This is a genomic window from Variovorax rhizosphaerae, from assembly GCF_037889975.1.
In the GTDB taxonomy this organism is placed as follows: Bacteria; Pseudomonadota; Gammaproteobacteria; order Burkholderiales; family Burkholderiaceae_C; genus Variovorax; species Variovorax rhizosphaerae.
This window is the reverse complement of record NZ_JBBKZT010000004.1, coordinates 374,165-392,253: the sequence shown is the minus strand read 5'-3', so window position 1 is coordinate 392,253 and position 18,089 is coordinate 374,165. Positions and strand designations below refer to the sequence as shown.

Below are 18,089 nucleotides of genomic sequence, written 5' to 3'. Positions count from 1 at the left end.
GTCAACCGCCCTGCACGTCGAGCTTGCGCATGGTCCGGTCCATCGCCAGGTGACCTGTCACGACCAGCACGGTGAGCCAGAAGCACTGCAGGCCGAGGCCGACCAGCGCCTGCGGGCCGCTCATCAGTCCGAAGTACAGGCGCGCAGGAATGTCGACCACGCCGGCAAGCGGCTGCAACAGCAAGGCGGTCTGCCAGGCATCCGGCGCGAGCATCAGCGGCAGCAGGTTGCCGGAGAACACGATGACGACCGGCGCGGCGAGTGCGTTGATGCCGCGTTCGTTGAGCGCCGCCGCAGCCGCGATGTTGAGCAGCATCACCATCGACGTGGACAACAGCACCGCCAACACGGCGGATGCGAAGAAGGCGAGTCCGGCCGCGAGGCTTGCGGGCGGCTGCCAGGCCCACTCGCCGAGCCCGCACAACGGCAACGCGACGGCCGCGAAGGCTGCCATCAACGCCATCCTTGGCAGCACGCGCGCGAGGATCCAGCCGGCGCTGCGCGCGAACCACAGCGCATACGCGTCCACCGGCCGCAAGCGGTCATAGGCGATGGCACCGGTCCGCACGGCCTGCGCGATTTCCGGATCGCCGAGCCAGGGCAACAGCGCGAGCAAGCCCTGTGCGAGCCACGTGTAGGTGATGGCTTGCGCGAGCGACATCGGCGCGCTCGCCAGCGATGCCCCGCTGTAGAACGCGGCCAGCACCATGACCTTGATCCCGCCCCACCAGCACTGCGTGGCAAAGCCCGCGAGCGCGGCGGTGCGGTACTGCAGCATCTGCAGGAAGCGCGACGCGAAGGCCGCGACATAGGGCCGTGCGAAGTCGGGCAAGGCCATCACCCTTCGGCCGCGCCGTGCATGGCGTAGAAGCGCGCGATGACGGCCTCGATGGGCAGGCCTTCCAGGCGGATGTCTTCCACCGCATGTTCGGCCGCGATGCGCGCGATCAGCGCGGGCGCCGACGTCGTGGCGGGGTCGAAGTCCAGCACCAGCGTGCGGCCGTCGCGTGAATGCACGCGCGTGCCCTCCACCTGCTCGGGCAGGTTGACATCCTGCGCGAAGTCGACCACCAGTCGACGCTCCGCCATCACTTGCGCACGCAAGGACTCCACCGGGCTGTCGGCCAGCACGCGGCCGTGGCCGATGACGATCACGCGCCGGGCCAGCGCTTCGATGTCGTGCATGTCGTGCGTCGTCAGCAGCACGGTGGTGCCGCGCTCGCGGTTGGCGCGGCGCACGAAGTCGCGCACGGCCAGCTTGGAGGGCGCATCCAGGCCGATGGTCGGCTCGTCGAGGAACAGGATGTCGGGTTCATGCAGCAGCGCTGCCGCGATCTCGGCGCGCATGCGCTGGCCCAGCGACAACTGCCGCACCGACTGGTCCAGCACACGCTCCAGATGCAGCAGCGCGACCAGTTCGTCGCGCGTGCGGCGGTAGCGCAGCGGGTCGACCCGGTAGATGTCGCGCAGCAGGTCGAAGCCGTCGCCGACCGGCAGGTCCCACCACAGTTGAGTGCGCTGGCCGAAGACCACGCCGATGCGTGCCACGTGGCGTGCGCGGTCGGCAAAGGGGTCGCGCCCGTCGATCTCCACGCGGCCACCATCCGGCCGCAGGATGCCCGAGAGGATCTTGATGGTGGTCGACTTGCCGGCGCCGTTCGGCCCGATGAAGCCCAGCAGTTCACCGCGCTCCAGCGAGAAGGACACGTCCGCCAGCGCCGTCACCGTGCGATGGCGACGCCGGACGAGCCCGCGCAGCGCACCCATCACGCCGGGATCGCGCCCGGAAATGCGATAGGTCTTGCGGAGTTGGTCTACGAGGATCTGGGGCATGGTGGGTTGCCGCGCCCACCTCGCCGGCGCGGCGGGGCCGGGATGCTACCTCAAAGCCCCGGTAGGATCGCGGCCCCCTCCGGATTTCCTGCCATCGCCATGCCGTCTTCCCTGCCCGCCCCGTCCGAACGTTTACTTCCATTGACGCTGTGGCCGGCAAACGATCGCGCTGCGCTCATCGGCGTCTTCACCGACATCGATGACACGCTGACCACGGAAGGCGCCATCGCGCCCGAGGCCTTGCGTGCGCTGCACGATCTGAAGGCTGCAGGGCTGCCCGTGATCGCCATCACCGGAAGGCCGGTGGGCTGGAGCGAGCCTTTTGCCCTGGTGTGGCCGGTGGATGCGATCGTTGCGGAGAACGGCGCCGTGGCGCTGGTCAATGAACACGGCGTGCTCGCGAAGACCTACCAGCAGGACGATGCCACGCGGAAGCGCAATTACGCGCGCATGCAGGCGGTGCTGGCACGCATCGAGCGCGAGATTCCGGGTGCACGGCGTGCGACCGACTCGGCAGGGCGTGAGTGCGACATCGCGATCGACCACAGCGAGTTCGTGCAACTCGACGATGCGCGGATCGCGGCGGTCGTTACGCTGATGCGCGAGGAAGGCATGCATGCCACCGTCAGCAGCATCCACGTCAACGGCTGGTATGGCGAGCACAACAAGCTGGAAGGTGCGCGCTGGATCGTGCGTGAACTGTGGGGCCGCTCGCTGGACGAAGAGATGGGTCACTGGGCCTACGTCGGCGATTCGACCAACGATGCGCTGATGTTCCAGCACTTCGCGCACAGCGTCGGCGTGGCGAACGTGCGCCGCTTCGAATCAGCGCTTTCGCACCTGCCGCGCTACGTGGCGCCGAGCGAGCGCGGCGCGGGCTTTGCCGAAGTCGCGGCTGCGATCCTCTTGGCAAGCCGCCGATCCTGAAACCCGAGCGAACAAGTCAATGCCTGTTCGTGGGCACCCGCGGAACCGGCTTTGCCGGGCCGCTGGGTGCGCCCCCTTGAGGGGGAGCGCCGCAGGCGCATTCGGGGGTGGGCTAAATCTACTCCTTGCGGTACACGCGCTCGCCGCCCACCCAGGTCTGCAGCACCTGCGTCTTCCACAGATGGGCCGGCAGCGCCTTGAACGGGTCCTGGTCGACCAGGATGAAGTCGGCCCACTTGCCGCGCTCCAGTGAGCCCAGCACCTTGTCCTGATGCTGCGCGTAGGCGGCATCCAGCGTGAAGGCGCGGAAGGCCTGCAGCAAGGTCATGGCCTCTTCCGGATGCCAGCCTTGCGCCGGCTTGCCTTCATGGTCGGTGCGCGTCACTGCGGCATGCAGGCCGTAGAAGGGATTGGCCGATTCGACCGGGAAGTCCGAGCCGCCCGCCACGATGGTCCCCTGCTGGAGGAAGGTGTGCCAGGCGTAGGCGCCCTTCAGGCGCTTCTTGCCGATGCGGTCCTCGGCCATGTTCATGTCGCTGGTGGCATGCGTGGGTTGCATCGATGCGATCAGGTCCAGCGTCCTGAAGCGCGGGATGTCGGCCAGCGCCACCAGCTGTGCATGCTCGATGCGGTTGCGAAGCTGCTTGCCACCCACATCCTTGTAGGCGAACGCGTAGGCGTTCAGGATCTGGTGGTTGGCGGCGTCGCCGATGGCATGCGTGTTGACCTGGTAGCCGGCCTTGAGTGCGGTGCGCGTCTTGGCATTGATGGTGGCATCGTCCTGCAGCAGCAGGCCCTTGTTGCCGTGGTCGTCCGAATAGGGTTCGAGCATGGCGGCGCCGCGGCTGCCCAGTGCGCCGTCGCCGCGCAGCTTGACCGCGCGCAGGTTGTAGCGGTCGTTGGCATAGCCCTTCAGCGGGCCATTGGCGGACAGCGCCTTGAAGTCGTCGCCGACGTCGCTGATCATGGCGTAGATGCGGGTGGTCAGCTTGTTCTGGTCGGCGAACTCGCGGTAGATGCGCGCCTCGTGCACGCCGATGCCGGCATCGCCCACGTTGGTGAGGCCGAGCGAGCCGAAGTGCGCAAGCGCGGTGCCCAGGGCCAGTCGTCGTTCTTCATCGGTCGGCGCCGGGATGATGCTCGTGACCAGCAACTGGGCCTTGTCGACCAGCACGCCGCTGGGGTTGCCTGCGGCGTCGCGCTCGATGCGCCCGCCGGCTGGATCGGGGGTGTCGCGCGTGATACCGGCCGCCTCCAGGGCCTTGCTGTTGGCCCAGGTCGCGTGGCCGTCGACGCGGCGCAGGATCATGGGCCGGTCGGACACGGCGCTGTCGAGTTCAGCCGCGGTGGGAAAGCGCCCGAGCTTCCAGATCACCTGGTTCCAACCGGAGCCGAGCAGCCATTGGCGACTCGGGTTGGCCTTGGCATAGTCGCGGATCTTCGCGAGCGCTTCGTCCAGGGACTGGGTGCCGCCCATCAGCACCTCGTTGCGCCGGAAGCCGAGGCGAAATACATGGCCGCGCACATCGATCAGGCCGGGGAGCAGGGTCTTGCCCTCGCCGTCGATGCGGGTGGCACGCGGGTAGCGCTTGACCAGCGCCGCATCGCTGCCGGTGGCCAGCACCTTGCCGTTGTCGAAGGCCACGCCGGTGAAGCTCACCAGCTTCTTGCCGGCCAGCGTGTAGCCATTCACGTGGGTCACGACGGTCGGCTCGGCCTGCGCCACGGTGGCTGCCAATGTCATCGCGGCACACGCCGCGGCAAGGATGGAAAGTCGCAGTTTGATTTTTTCTCCCTCAGTGGTGTTTCGTCGAACTTCATGTCCTCGTAGCGCACCACCCGCGTCTTCCGCACGGCCTTGTAGCCAAACCACAGGGCCAGGAAGAGCGGTATGCCGATGTAGGTGGCGGCGACGCCCACCCAGTCGATGCGGTCGGCGGTGAAGGCTGCGTAGTTCTGCCCGAGGGTCACGACGAGGCAGAGGCCGAAGGCGAAGAACGGTCCCCAGGGGAAGAACGGCGAACGGTAAGGCAGCCGGTCCGGGTCGATGCCTTGCGCTTCCATGCCGCGGCGGAAGCGGTAGTGGCACACGGCGATGCCCAGCCACGCGACGAAGCCGGTCATGCCCGAGAGGTTGAGCAGCCACAGGTACACCGACTGGCTCTCCGCCAGCGAGGTCAGGAAGCACAGCGCGCCGACTGCCGCGGTCGCGAACAGCGCATTGATCGGCACGCCGTTGCGCGTGAGCTTGGCAAAGACCTTGGGCGCCCTGCCCTCCACGCCCATGTTGAACAGCATGCGCGTGGACGCGTACATGCCGGAGTTGCCGGCCGAGAGCACGGCCGTCAGGATCACCGCGTTCATCAGCCCTGCCGCAAAGGCCAACCCCGCGCGCTGGAAGACCAGCGTGAAGGGGCTCACGCCGACCTGTCCGATGTCGGTCTTGATGAGGTTCGGGTCGGTGTACGGAATGAGCACGCCGATGACGGCGATGGCCAGCACGTAGAACAGCAGGATGCGCCAGAACACGTGGCGCACAGCCTTCGGGATCTGCGTGGCCGGGTCGGCCGATTCGCCAGCGGCCACGCCGATCAGCTCCGTGCCCTGGAACGAAAAGCCGGCAATCAAGGCCACACCGATCATCGCGGGCAGGCCGCCAACAAAGGGCGCGTCGCCGAGGGTGAAGTTCTGCAGGCCCGGCGATGCCTGGCCGCGGAACACGCCAACGATCATCAACAGGCCGAGGGCGATGAAGGCGATCACCGTCACCACCTTGATGAGCGCGAACCAGAACTCGGCCTCGCCAAAGCCCTTCACCGAGATCGCGTTGAGCAGGAACATGAGTCCCAGGAACAGCGCACTCCACAGCATGCCGGAACTGCCCGGGAACCAGTACTGCATCACCAGTTGCGCGGCGGCCAGTTCGACCGCGATGGTGACGGCCCAGTTGTACCAATAGTTCCAGCCCAGCGCGAAGCCGAAGCCCTCGTCCACGTACAGCGCGCCATAGGTGGCGAAGGAGCCCGACACCGGCATGTACGCAGCCAGTTCGCCGAGGCTGGTCATGAGGAAATAGACCATCGCGCCGATCAGCAGGTAGGCCAGCAAGGCACCGCCCGGGCCGGCCTGCGAAATGGTGGCACCGGAGGCGACGAAAAGGCCGGTGCCGATGGAGCCGCCGATGGCGATCATCGTCAGGTGCCTGGCGCGCAGGACGCGGTGCAGCGTGGGCGCGGGTTCGGCCGCGGAAGCGGCGGGCGCGCTGGCGCGCGGCGTGTGCTCAGGCATCTGGTCTTGTCCCCCGGTTCTCGTTGTGATCACCCTTGCGGGTGCGCCGGACGCGGCGCCAATGTTGGTGCTTGCTATCGGCGCATCGGATGATAGATCAGGGCCTGAGGGGGCAGTCTCACGCGCCGCCGAGCACAGCGCGACATGTATGGAAAAATCAGATTTCCATACACATCCTTGTCTACGCGCCCAGAAATCCGAAGAACCTATGCAAGTTCCATCGTCACGGGCGGCAGATAGTTTCAATCAATTCACGGGTTTCGCCAGCCCCAGCTTCTCGATGATCACCTTCTCGCGCGCCACCGTGTCCTTTGCGAACTGGGTGTACTGCGCTGAACTCTTGTAGTCGGGCAGCATGTCGTAGCGGCCGAGCGCGGCGAGGTAGCTGGGCTCCTCCATCGCCTGCTTGAAGGCGTCGTGCAACTTCTTCACCACCTCGGGCGACGTGCCCTTGGGGGCGCCGATGCCGAAGGGCGAGTTCTGCACGACGTCGTAGCCCAGTTCCTTCAGCGTGGGCGCGTCGGGGAACTTGGCCAGGCGCTTCTCGCCCCAGGTGTTGAGCACGCGCAGCTTGCCGGCCTCGACCTGCGGCGCGAAGCCGGTGCTGTCGGCGGCGGCCATCAACTGGCCGCTGAGCACGGCCAGCGACAGGTCGGCGCTGCCTTTGTAGGGCACGTGCTGCAGTTCGATGCCGGCCTTCTGGGCGATGATTTCAGTGGTCAGGTGCGGGCTGGTCAGCGTGCCGGTGGAGCCGTAGGTGAGCTTGCCGGGATTGGCCTTGGCATAGGCGACGAAGTCGGCCCAGGTCTTGAAGGGGCTGTCGGTCGGCACGACGATGCCGAAGGCGTAGCCGGTCACGTTGATGACGTAGCTGATGTCCTTGATCGGGTCCCAGTTGATCTTGGTGGTGTAGCCCAGGCGGAACACGCCGAGCGGGATCTGGGCGATGGTGTAGCCGTCGGGCGCGGTGGTCTGCAGCGCCTGCGCGGGCAGCGTACCGCCGGCGCCGGGCTTGTTGTCGATGATGACCGGCTGGCCGAGGATCTTCGAGGCGTTCTCGGCGAGTTGGCGCATCGTGATGTCGGTCGGGCCGCCGGCCGGGAAGGCGATGATCAGCTTGATGGGCTTGGCCGGGAACGCCTGGGCGATTGCGGCAAGCGGCGCGGCGGTGGCAAGGGCGGCGAGCGCCATGGCGCGCAGCAGGCGGGAACGGGTGAACATGCGGGGGCCTCCTGGATGTTGTCGGGGGACGATGGATGACGAACCGCGCATTGGGCCCGGTCAGGTGGAAGTCAGCAATCCGTGAAGTCCCGTGCGCGGGGCGGAAGGGCCAATTGAAGAAGTCTTGAATTGTCGAATCGGGTATCAAAGCAATCTTTGATTGCCAGCGGTCCAATCAAAGACTTCTTTCGTTTAAATGACGGCCCGCGGGCCAGCCTGACACCTTCCGCTGGCGCCTTCCGCGACCCGTCCGACCCCGCTTCAACCACGCGCCAGCACGGGCGCCAGCGCTACGCCGGTGTGCGTGCCCAAGCGCACGACTTCCTCGGGAGGTGCCGCCGCGACGATCCGGCCACCCGCATTGCCGCCCTCGGGGCCAAGATCAATGATCCAGTCGGCTTCCGCGATCACGTCGAGGTCATGCTCGATCACCACCACACTGTGGCCGCCGTTGACCAGGCGGTGCAGCACGTGGATGAGCTTCTCGACGTCGGCCATGTGCAGCCCGACCGTGGGCTCGTCGAGCACGTAGAGCGTGTGCGGCGCCTTGTTGCCGCGGCGGGTGATGTCATCGCGCACCTTGCTGAGTTCGGTGACAAGCTTGATGCGTTGCGCCTCACCGCCGCTGAGCGTGGGCGAGGGCTGGCCGAGCGTGAGATAGCCGAGGCCCACGTCCTTGAGCAACTGCAGCGGGTGGCTGATGTTGGGCATCGAGGCGAAGAAGCCGACGGCTTCGTCGACCTCCATCTGAAGCACCTCGCCAATGCTCTTGCCGCGCCAGCTGACGGCCAATGTCTCCGGGTTGAAGCGCGCGCCGTGGCAGACCTCGCAGGGCACCTTCACGTCGGGCAGGAAGCTCATCGCGATGGTTCGGATGCCGGCGCCGTCGCAGCCGGGGCAGCGGCCTTCGCCGGTGTTGAAGCTGAAGCGCGCCGGGCCGTAACCGCGCGCCTTGGCCTCCAGCGTGTCGGCGAAGAGCTTGCGGATGGTGTCCCAGAAACCGATGTAGGTGGCGGGGCAACTGCGCGGGGTCTTGCCGATGGGGGTCTGGTCGACTTCGAGCACGCGGTCGATGGTGCTGTACCCGTTCACCGAGGTGCAGCCTGCCCATGCCGGACGCTTTCCAGCGGCATCGGCATCGCGGCCGGCCTTGGTCATGCGCTGCACCACGATGGCATGCACGTTGGCCAGCAGCACGTCGCGCGCGAGCGTGGACTTGCCGGAGCCGCTGACGCCGGTAACGGCGACGAGGCGATGCAAGGGCAGCGTGGCTGTGATGTCCTGCAGGTTGTGGAGGTTGGCGCCGTGGACGGTGAGCCATTTCTGCACTCCCTCTCCCGCTTGCGGGAGAGGGTTGGGGTGAGGGTCTGCAGCGGCGTTGGATTCGGTGGCCTGGGGGGCGCTGCCCCTCACCCCCGCCCTCTCCCCGGAGGGGAGAGGGAGTAGGACCGGCCTGCGGGGTTGCAGGGGATGCTTGATCGCATCGCGCAGGTAGCGACCGGTCTGCGAATTGCCAGCGGCCTGGATGTCGGCGACCGTGCCTTCGGCGACGAGCTGGCCACCGCGCTTGCCGGCGCTGGGGCCGATGTCGATGATGTGGTCGGCGCGGCGGATCGTGTCCTCGTCATGCTCCACGACGACCAGCGTGTTGCCCTTGTCGCCGAGCTTGTGCAGTGCGTCGAGCAGGATCTGGTTGTCGCGGGCGTGCAGGCCGATGGTGGGCTCGTCGAGCACGTAGCAGACGCCTTGCAGGTTGCTGCCGAGTTGCGCGGCCAGGCGGATGCGCTGGGCTTCACCGCCGCTGAGGGTGGGGGCGCCGCGGTCGAGCGTGAGGTAGCCGAGGCCGACTTCCTCCAGGAACTCGAGGCGGCTCTTGATCTCGGGGACCAGGTCGCGAGCGATCTCGGCATCGCGGCCGATGAGTTCCAGGCCTTCGAACCATTGGCGGATGTCGGTGACGCTCATGCGGGCCAGTTCGGTGATGCCGATGCCCTGGAATACACCCTCACCCCTGCCCTCTCCCGCGAGCGGGAGAGGGGGCAATACCAAGCCCTTCGCCGATAGGTCTTGCTCCCTCTCCCCGCCGGGGAGAGGGCCGGGCTGAGGGGCTGCCCCGCCCCCCGCGAACAACACCGCCCGCGCCGTCGCATTCAACCGCGTCCCGCTGCAGGTGGGGCAATCCACATCACCCACATCCTCCGCCTCCGGCTCTGCAAAGGTCTGCTCCCGCCCCTTCTGGTCATCGGCCATCACCGAGTCGTCATAGACCTTGCGCTGGTCCTTGGTGAGCTTGACGCCGGTGCCCACGCAATCGGGGCACCAGCCGTGCTTGCTGTTGTAGCTGAACAGGCGCGGGTCGAGTTCCGCGTAGCTGGTGCTGCAGACAGGGCAGGCACGCAGCGTGGAGAACACCTGCACGCGGCCGATGCCGTGGGTCGACACGCCCGCGATCATCGCGGCCTTGAGACCGGTGAGTTCGCTCAGCACATGCACCACGCCCTTGCCATGTTCGAGTGCGCGCGTGAGCGATTCACGCAGCAGCGCCTCGTTCTCCGGCAGCACATCCAGGCTGGCCACCGGCAGTTCGATGCTGTGTTCCTTGAAGCGGTCGATGCGCGGGAAGTTCAGGGTCGGCAGGAAAGCGCCGTCCACGCGCAGGTGGGTGTAGCCGCGCGGGCGCGCCCAGTCGGCCAGCTCGGTATAGACACCCTTGCGGTTGCTCACCAGCGGCGCCAGCAGGCCGATGTGCTGGCCGCGGAAGTGCTTCATCAACTGCGCGGCGATGCTGTCGGGCGTTTGCGGTTGCACCGCCGCACCGTCATGGATGCAGTGCTGGATACCGAGCTTGACGTAGAGCAGGCGCAGGAAGTGCCAGACCTCGGTGGTGGTGCCGACGGTGCTCTTGCGGCCGCCGCGCGAGAGGCGCTGCTCGATGGCGACTGTAGGGGGAATGCCGTAGACCGCATCGACCTCGGGTCGGCCCGCTGGCTGGACGATGCTGCGCGCATAGGCGTTGAGCGATTCGAGATAGCGGCGCTGGCCTTCGTTGAACAGGATGTCGAACGCGAGCGTGGACTTGCCGGAGCCACTGACGCCGGTGACCACGCTGAACTTGCCCCGCGGGATGTCGACCGTCAGGTTCTTGAGGTTGTGTTCGCGCGCGTTCACGATCTGGATGGCGCCTTCCCCGTTTCTTGCTCCCTCTCCCGTATACGGGAGAGGGTTGGGGTGAGGGCTCCCAGCATCGGCCATGCGGTCGCCACTTGCCCTACCCCCCACCCTCTCCCGCTCGCGGGAGAGGGCGTCATACCGCGCGGTAGGTTCCGCTGCGCGCAGCCGCGATGGGCCGATCGCCAGTTCATAGTCGCGCAGCGCCTCACCGGTGAATGTCCCTGCCATCTCGCGCACCTTCTCCGGCGTCCCTTCGGCCACGATGCGACCACCGCCCTCGCCGCCTTCCGGCCCCAGGTCGATGAGCCAGTCGCTCGCGCGGATCACATCGAGGTTGTGCTCGATCACGACCAGCGAATGCCCCGCTTCGAGCAGCTTGCGCAAGGCGCGCATCAGCCGCGCGATGTCGTCGAAGTGCAGGCCGGTGGTCGGCTCGTCGAACAGGAACAGCGTGCCCTTGCGCGCCACCGCCTGCTTGCTCGACGTCGCGTTCTTCGCGGCCTCGGCCAGGAAGCCTGCGAGCTTGAGGCGCTGCGCCTCGCCGCCCGAAAGCGTCGGCACGGGCTGGCCCAGCTTCACGTAGTCGAGGCCCACATCGACGATGGGTTGCAGCATGCGCAGCACATCGCGGTCTTCCATGAACACCTGCGCGGCCTCGGCCACGGTGAGTTCGAGCACGTCGGCGACGTTGAGCGTCTTGCCCGCACGCTCGATCGTCACTTCGAGAATTTCCGGCCGGTAGCGCTGGCCGTCGCAATCCGGGCAGCGCAGGTACACGTCGCTCAGGAACTGCATCTCCACATGCTCGAAGCCGGAGCCGCCGCAAGTCGGGCAACGGCCGTCACCGCTGTTGGAGCTGAACTTGCTGGCGGTGTAGCCGCGCTGCTTCGACAGCCCCGCGGTCGCGAAGATCTCGCGCACCGCATCCCAGGCGCCCACGTAGCTCGCAGGATTGGAACGCGCGGTCTTGCCGATCGGCGACTGGTCGACGAAGACCACGTCGCTCAGGTAGTCTGCACCGAGCATGCGGTCGTGCGCGCCCGGCGTCTCGGTCTGCTTGCCGAAGTGGCGCATCAGTGCGGGGGCCAGCACGTCCTGGATCAGCGTGGACTTGCCGGAGCCGCTGACGCCTGTCACCACGACGAGTCGGTGCAAGGGAATCTCCACCGTCACATCCTGCAGGTTGTGCTCCTTGGCGCCTTCGAGGATCAGGCGGTGCGTGTTCTCGCTGACCAGGCGCTTGAAACCCATGCCGATCTGCTTGCGGCCGCCGAGATAGGCGCCGGTGAGCGTGTCGGCATTGCGCAGCGCATCGACGGTGCCGTCGAACACCACCTGGCCGCCGCGGATGCCGGGGCCCGGGCCCATGTCGATGATGCGGTCGGCGGCGATCATCACGGCCGGATCGTGCTCGACCACGACCAGCGTGTTGCCGGCATCGCGCAGGCGCAGCATGGCCTCGGTGATGCGGTTCATGTCGCGCGGGTGCAGGCCGATGCTGGGCTCGTCGAGCACGAACAGCGTGTTGACCAGCGAGGTGCCGAGCGCAGTCGTGAGGTTGATGCGCTGCACCTCGCCGCCGCTCAGCGTGCGGCTCTGGCGATCGAGCGTCAGGTAACCGATGCCGACGTCGTGCAGGTAGCGCAGGCGGGTGGTGATTTCGTCGAAGAGGAGTTTGAGGGCTTGGGTTTCGCCCTCACCCCGGCCCTCTCCCGCAGGCGGGAGAGGGAGAGGGGGGAAATCATCTCCTCCTCCGCGTGCGGAAGGAGGCAGTTCACTCCCACTCCCGCTTGCGGGAGAGGGTTGGGGTGAGGGTCTCTGCCCGCTTGTGAACGAGGGTTGGGGTGAGGCTGGCACCTGCCGATCAAAAAACCACCGCAGCCGCTCGATCGACAACAGCATCAAGTCATGCAAACACAACCCTGGCAGCGCCTCCAGTTGCGCACGCGACCACTTCACGCCCACCGGCATAAAGCGCTTCTCCGGCGGCAGCACCGCATCCGCGTCTTCCTTGCTGCCGATGCGCCACAACAGGCTCTCCAGCTTGAGCCGCGCACCCGCGCACACCGGGCAAGGCGTATAGCTGCGGTACTTCGACAAGAGCACGCGGATGTGCATCTTGTAGGCCTTGCTCTCCAGGTAGCCGAAGAAGCGCCGGATGCCGTACCACTGCTGGTTCCACTTGCCCTTGTAGTTGGGCGAGCCTTCGATGACCCAGTCCTTCTGCTCCTGCGTGAGCTTGGCCCACGGCGTGTCGCGCGGGACGCCGGCGGCTTCGGCATGGCGCATGAGATCGTCCTGCGCCTCTTTCCACGCGGGTGTCTGGATCGTCTTGATGGCGCCGGCGCGCAACGTGAGCTTGTCGTTGGGGATGACCAGGCCCAGGTCGACGCCGATCACGCGGCCGAAGCCGCGACAGGTCTCGCAGGCGCCCACCGCCGAGTTGAAGGAGAACATCGACGGGATCGGGTCGCCGTAGCGGATGTCGCTCTCGGGGCAATGCAGGCCGGTCGAAAACTTCCATGCGTTGGTCTCGCCACCCTCTTCCGCCGGCATGGCATACACCGTCAGCCGCCCGCTGCCGCGCTTCAGCGCCACCTCGATGGCCTCGATCACCCGCGCACGCTCCACACCCGCCATGCGGAAGCGGTCCGCCACCACATCCAGCACCTTGCGCGGCCCGGTCGGCGTGGAAACTTCGCGCTCACCATGCACGCGCGTGAAGCCGCTGGCGGAAAGCCATTGCGTCACTTCCTCGGCACTCGTCGTCGCCGGCAGTTCCACCGGGAAGGTCAGCACCAAGCGCGGATCACCTGCAGCGGCCGCGCGCTCGAACAGAGCGGCGTAGATCGAATCCGGCGAGTCATGCCGCACCTGCAGTCCCGTCTCACGGTCGAACAGTTCGGCGGCCCGCGCGAACAGCAACTTCAGGTGGTCGTTCAGCTCCGTCATCGTGCCCGCGGTCGAGCGCGACGAACGCACGGGATTGGTCTGGTCGATCGCGATCGCCGGCGGCACGCCCTCGACCTTGTCCACCGCCGGCTTGTCCATGCGGTCGAGGAACTGGCGCGCATAGGCCGAGAAGGTCTCGACATAGCGGCGCTGGCCCTCCGCGTACAGCGTGTCGAACACCAGGCTGGACTTGCCCGAGCCGCTCGGACCCGTGACCACCGTCATCTCGCCCGTGCGGATGTCGATGTCGATGTTCTGGAGGTTGTGCTGGCGTGCGCCGCGAATCCGGATGGAGCCCTGTGTCATGCGTGCCTTGGGTGTGGGGCAAACATTCTAGGGAGCGCATTGCGACCCCGCCGTGGCAGGGGCTTGCGCTTGCGGCCGCCGGCACCATGTAGGCTGTTCATCCAACTTCGCGGAGGCTCGCATGGCAAGCAAGTACGAAAAAAGCGCCGAGGCAATTGCCCGTCTCACCCCGGAACAGCGGCGCGTGACCCAGGAAAGCGGCACGGAAAGGCCGTTCACCGGCGAATACGACGAACACTTCGAACGCGGCCTCTACGTCGACATCGTCTCCGGCGAGCCGCTGTTTTCATCGCGCGACAAGTTCAACTCGGGCTGCGGCTGGCCCGCATTCGCGAAGACGGTCGTCGACGAGAACGTCAACGAGATCAAGGACCGCAGCCACGGCATGATCCGCACGGAGGTGCGCTCGACGCATGGCGACAGTCACCTGGGCCATGTCTTCGACGACGGCCCCAAGGCGCTCGGCGGCCTGCGCTACTGCATCAACTCGGCCTCGCTGCGCTTCATTCCGGAAGCGGAAATGGAAGCGGCAGGCTACGGCGACTACATCCCTCAACTCTGAGCAAAGGAAGCTTTCAAATGACAACCGAAACCGCAGTGCTCGCCGGTGGCTGCTTCTGGGGCATGCAAGACCTCATCCGCAAGTTGCCGGGTGTGAAAGCCACGCGCGTGGGCTATGTGGGTGGCAGCAACGACCATCCCACCTACCGCAACCATCCGGGGCATGCCGAAGGCATCGAGATCGTGTTCGATAACGAGGCCATCAGCTACCGTGAACTGCTGGAGTTCTTCTTCCAGATCCACGATCCCAGCACGAAGAACCGCCAGGGCAACGACGTCGGCACCAGCTACCGCTCGGCCATCTTCTTCACCAGCGACGCGCAGAAGGCGGTGGCGCTGGACACGATCAAGGACGTCGACGCGTCGAGACTCTGGCCCGACAAGGTGGTCACCGAAGTCACGCCCGCGCCCACCTTCTGGCAAGCCGAGGCCGAGCACCAGGACTACCTGGAACGCCTCCCCAACGGCTACACCTGCCATTTCCCGCGCAAGGATTGGCGCCTGCCCAAGCGGGAAGCAAGGCAGTAGGCTTGCTCGTGCGCCATGCCGGACGCACCAGGATCGAGGCCTTGGCGCTCAGATGAACTGCACGCAATAGCCCCCAGGGCCGGGCCGCGCCCCGCCCGCCCCCCGCGGGGGATTGAGTCGAGATGGCAAAGCCACATCGACTCAAGAATTGGACACCGGTCCAACCTTGCAGGGTCAGTCATGGCGGGCAGTGCCCTTCTTGTTGCGGCCCTTACTTGGGTTCGCTGGCTGGCTTCGCAGGTTCCGGCGCGTGCGTGGCGCTCTCTCCGCCGTGCTTTTCACCCGACATGTCGAGCTTGTCGCCGCCCTTCATGATCACGAACAGCGAGATGGCGGCAAAGGCAACGAAGCCGACGATGAGTTTCCACATGATTCGAGTCCTCCTGAAAAACGTGCTCAAGAAAAAGGCTTCGTCCGCGAGAGCGGCACGAAGCCCCTTTGTTGAACAGAGGGCGCGCGCCCTCCGTCGGGATCAGTCGTTCGCGTAGATGTCGACGTCCTTGGTTTCCTTGATGAACAAGGCGCCGATGACCAGCGTGATGCCCGCGATGATGATCGGGTACCAGAGGCCGTTGTACATGTTGCCGGTGCTGGCCACGATGGCGAAGGCCGTGGTCGGCAGCAGGCCGCCGAACCAGCCGTTGCCGATGTGGTACGGCAGGCTCATCGAGGTGTAGCGGATGCGGGTCGGGAACAGTTCCACCAGCATCGCGGCGATCGGGCCGTAGACCATCGTCACCAGCAGCACCAGCCAGAACAGCAGGGCCACCACCATGAACTTGTTCATCTTGGCCGGGTCGGCCTTGCTCGGGTAGCCGGCGATCTTCAGGTCTTCGGCCATGGTCTTCTTGAAGGCGGCGATTTCCTTGGCGGAGCTTTCGTCGAACTTGAGGTTGACCACATTGCCCACCGGCGCTTCCACGGTCTTGTCGCCGATCTTCACGATCGCCTTGGAGCCCGGCGCGCCGGCCACGTTCTCATAGCTCACCGAGTTCTGCACCAGGAAGCGCTTGGCGATGTCGCACGAGTTCTTGAAGTCGATCTCGCGGGCCACCGGGTTGCCTTGGAAGGAACAGGTCGCCGGGTCAGCCGTCACGGTCACGCCAGCGGTCTGCTGGGCGCGGGCCAGGTCGGGGTTGGCGGCTTCGGTCAGCATCTTGAAGACCGGGAAGTAGGTGACCACGGCCAGCAGGCAGCCGGCCATGATGATCGGCTTGCGGCCGATCTTGTCCGAGAGCGTACCGAACACGACGAAGAAGGGTGTGCCGAGCAGCAGCGCGGCGGCAATCATCAGGTTGGCCGTGGTCACGTCCACCTTGAGCTGGGCCGTCAGGAAGAACAGCGCATAGAACTGGCCCGAGTACCAGACCACGGCCTGGCCGGCGGTCAGGCCGACGAGCGCCAGGATCACGATCTTCAGGTTCTTCCATTGGCCGAAGGACTCAGCCAGCGGCGCCTTCGAAGTCTTGCCCTCGGCCTTCATGCGTTGGAACGCGGGCGACTCCGACAGCGACAGGCGGATCCAGACCGAGATCGCGAGCAGCAGCACCGAGACCAGGAACGGAATGCGCCAGCCCCAGTCGTTGAACTTGTCCGCGCCCATGGTCTCGCGCACACCCAGGATCACGATCAGGCTCAGGAACAGGCCGAGCGTGGCCGTGGTCTGGATCCACGAGGTGTAGGCACCGCGCTTGCCGTGCGGCGCGTGCTCGGCCACGTAGGTGGCGGCACCGCCGTACTCGCCGCCGAGCGCCAGGCCCTGCAGCATGCGCAGCGCGATCAGGATGACCGGAGCAGCCACGCCGATGGTGGCGTAGGTGGGCAGCAAGCCGACGATGAAGGTCGACAGGCCCATGATCAGGATGGTGACCAGGAAGGTGTACTTGCGACCGATCATGTCGCCCAGGCGGCCGAACACGATGGCGCCGAACGGCCGCACCAGGAAGCCGGCGGCAAAGGCCAGCAGCGCGAAGATGAAGCCGGCGGCCGGGTCGAGGCCGCTGAAGAACTGCTTGGCAATGATGGCTGCCAGCGAACCGTAGAGGTAGAAGTCGTACCACTCGAACACGGTGCCTAGCGAGGACGCGAAGATGACCTTCTTTTCCTCTGCGGACATCGGTCGGGGTGCCGCGTGCGGCACCCCCCTGGAATCCAGTGTTGCTGCCATTGCGTCGTCTCCTGAAGAAAAACATGCGGCCCCGATCGGGACCGTGCCGAATTCTTCGCCCGTGGACTGACCCGAGACTTTCGCGAAACTGACAGATGCTTACAAACTAGGGTGAAACCCGTTTGACGTATTTCGTCATGCGGAAATCACCACTGGGAAAAACCGCTATATGGTGCGGGACCGCGCTTTTTACGGGTCAGGGTCGGGGGCGGTGCAAGGAGGGCCGCTCTGCCGCGCGCAGCCATTGCGGGCTGTCGAACCACGGGTCGTCCAGAAGCGCCGCGCGCAGCATCGGCAGGCTGTCGAAGCCCCAGATCAGCCGCCCGTCGACCGCATAGGCGGGCACGCCGAAGGCACCGCGCGCGATGGCCTCATCGGTGTTGGCCTTGAGTTGCGCCTTGACTGCATCGCCGCCGGGCTCGCGGCGCAATTCCAGGCGCGACGCCAGCGCCGCCAGCCGACCGGCATCGCCCGCCTCCTCGCCGCCGCGCCACACCTCGCGGAAGATCGTCTCGGCCACGTAGCGGCTGATGTTTCCATCCGGCGACGTGGCCAGCGCCAGCCGCAGATGGGCCAGCGGGTTGAACGGATGCGTCGCCGGCATGTCGATCGGGATGCCGTGGCTGTGGCCGAGCCACAGCACCTGGCGGTAGGTCCACTCGCGCTTCGCCGGAATCTCGGCGGGCCCGAGTTGGCCGTGGTGCTTGAGCATGGCGCCAAGAAACACGGGCTTGTAGGCCACGCTGTAGCTCAAACCCTCCAGCGCCTTGGGCAGTTGCTCGAAGGCCAGGTAGGCATAGGGCGAGATGAAGTCCAGGTAGAAATCGATGTGCTTCATGGCGATGAAATGGATTCGTCGATGCGTTGCGCGATGCGGGCCCAGACCTGTCGCTTGCCGGGGCCGTCCATGCGGCTCCACTGCGCGATTTCGCGGAGCGTGCGGAAGCAGCCGAGGCAGAGGCCGCTGCCGTCATGGATGCGGCAGACCGAGATGCACGGCGAAGGCACGGGCTCCTCGTCGATCACCTCGGCCGCACGAGTCGCGAGAGCTTGCGCCGCCAGCGCATCGAAGGCGGCGTCGTCGCGCATCGAGGCCGAGGCTTCCGGCATGGGCATGTCCCCGAAGCCCGCCGGG

Annotated in this window: 13 protein-coding genes; 3 read left to right on the top strand and 10 right to left on the bottom strand. The window is 66.4% G+C overall.

Annotation, left to right across the window (positions count from 1 at the left end):
- Position 1: 1 nt before the first annotated feature.
- Together WKW82_RS11000 and WKW82_RS10995 are read right to left on the bottom strand one after the other, a co-directional pair.
- Complete coding sequence (locus tag WKW82_RS11000) at positions 2-838, bottom strand: ABC transporter permease (protein WP_340342327.1); 837 nt, start codon at positions 836-838, stop codon at positions 2-4.
- Positions 838-1,833 carry an ABC transporter ATP-binding protein gene (locus WKW82_RS10995; protein ID WP_340342326.1) on the bottom strand — a complete coding sequence of 332 codons (996 nt, stop codon included), beginning with the start codon at positions 1,831-1,833 and terminating at the stop codon, positions 838-840. Before WKW82_RS10995 ends, WKW82_RS11000 begins: the two co-directional genes overlap by 1 nt.
- A gap of 99 nt (positions 1,834-1,932) precedes the next feature.
- Between WKW82_RS10995 and WKW82_RS10990 the strand changes: the two genes are divergently transcribed.
- Complete coding sequence (locus WKW82_RS10990; RefSeq protein WP_340342325.1) at positions 1,933-2,760, top strand: HAD-IIB family hydrolase; 828 nt, start codon at positions 1,933-1,935, stop codon at positions 2,758-2,760.
- 118 nt (positions 2,761-2,878) lie between these two features.
- On the opposite strand, the gene WKW82_RS10985 is transcribed toward WKW82_RS10990, so the two are convergent.
- From WKW82_RS10985 to WKW82_RS10970, 4 genes are all read right to left on the bottom strand, one after another.
- Positions 2,879-4,504 (bottom strand): amidohydrolase, encoded by a 1,626-nt coding sequence (locus WKW82_RS10985; RefSeq protein ID WP_340342324.1) that lies wholly within the window; start codon positions 4,502-4,504, stop codon positions 2,879-2,881.
- Positions 4,501-6,048 carry an amino acid permease gene (locus tag WKW82_RS10980; RefSeq protein WP_340342323.1) on the bottom strand — a complete coding sequence of 516 codons (1,548 nt, stop codon included), beginning with the start codon at positions 6,046-6,048 and terminating at the stop codon, positions 4,501-4,503. Before WKW82_RS10980 ends, WKW82_RS10985 begins: the two co-directional genes overlap by 4 nt.
- A gap of 246 nt (positions 6,049-6,294) precedes the next feature.
- Entirely contained in the window at positions 6,295-7,269 is a 975-nt protein-coding gene (locus WKW82_RS10975; protein WP_340342322.1) for a tripartite tricarboxylate transporter substrate binding protein, read from the bottom strand.
- A gap of 261 nt (positions 7,270-7,530) precedes the next feature.
- Positions 7,531-13,698: an excinuclease ABC subunit UvrA gene (locus WKW82_RS10970; protein WP_340342321.1), complete on the bottom strand. Its 6,168-nt coding sequence runs from the start codon at positions 13,696-13,698 to the stop codon at positions 7,531-7,533.
- A 121-nt stretch (positions 13,699-13,819) separates the two neighbouring features.
- Between WKW82_RS10970 and msrB the strand changes: the two genes are divergently transcribed.
- A complete protein-coding gene (gene msrB, locus WKW82_RS10965) occupies positions 13,820-14,260 on the top strand; it encodes a peptide-methionine (R)-S-oxide reductase MsrB (RefSeq protein WP_340342320.1) in 441 nt (146 codons plus the stop codon).
- 17 nt (positions 14,261-14,277) lie between these two features.
- Positions 14,278-14,787: a peptide-methionine (S)-S-oxide reductase MsrA gene (gene msrA / locus WKW82_RS10960; protein ID WP_340342319.1), complete on the top strand. Its 510-nt coding sequence runs from the start codon at positions 14,278-14,280 to the stop codon at positions 14,785-14,787.
- A 211-nt stretch (positions 14,788-14,998) separates the two neighbouring features.
- Here msrA and WKW82_RS10955 read toward each other — a convergent pair whose 3' ends face one another.
- From WKW82_RS10955 to WKW82_RS10940, 4 genes are all read right to left on the bottom strand, one after another.
- On the bottom strand, positions 14,999-15,157 hold the full coding sequence (locus tag WKW82_RS10955) for a hypothetical protein (protein ID WP_340342318.1): 159 nt from the start codon (positions 15,155-15,157) through the stop codon (positions 14,999-15,001).
- A gap of 102 nt (positions 15,158-15,259) precedes the next feature.
- On the bottom strand, positions 15,260-16,954 hold the full coding sequence (locus WKW82_RS10950) for an MFS transporter (RefSeq protein WP_340342317.1): 1,695 nt from the start codon (positions 16,952-16,954) through the stop codon (positions 15,260-15,262).
- A gap of 196 nt (positions 16,955-17,150) precedes the next feature.
- Positions 17,151-17,792 (bottom strand): 2-hydroxychromene-2-carboxylate isomerase, encoded by a 642-nt coding sequence (locus tag WKW82_RS10945; protein ID WP_340342316.1) that lies wholly within the window; start codon positions 17,790-17,792, stop codon positions 17,151-17,153.
- On the bottom strand, positions 17,789-18,064 hold the full coding sequence (locus tag WKW82_RS10940) for a DUF1289 domain-containing protein (RefSeq protein WP_340342315.1): 276 nt from the start codon (positions 18,062-18,064) through the stop codon (positions 17,789-17,791). Before WKW82_RS10940 ends, WKW82_RS10945 begins: the two co-directional genes overlap by 4 nt.
- Positions 18,065-18,089: the final 25 nt, after the last annotated feature.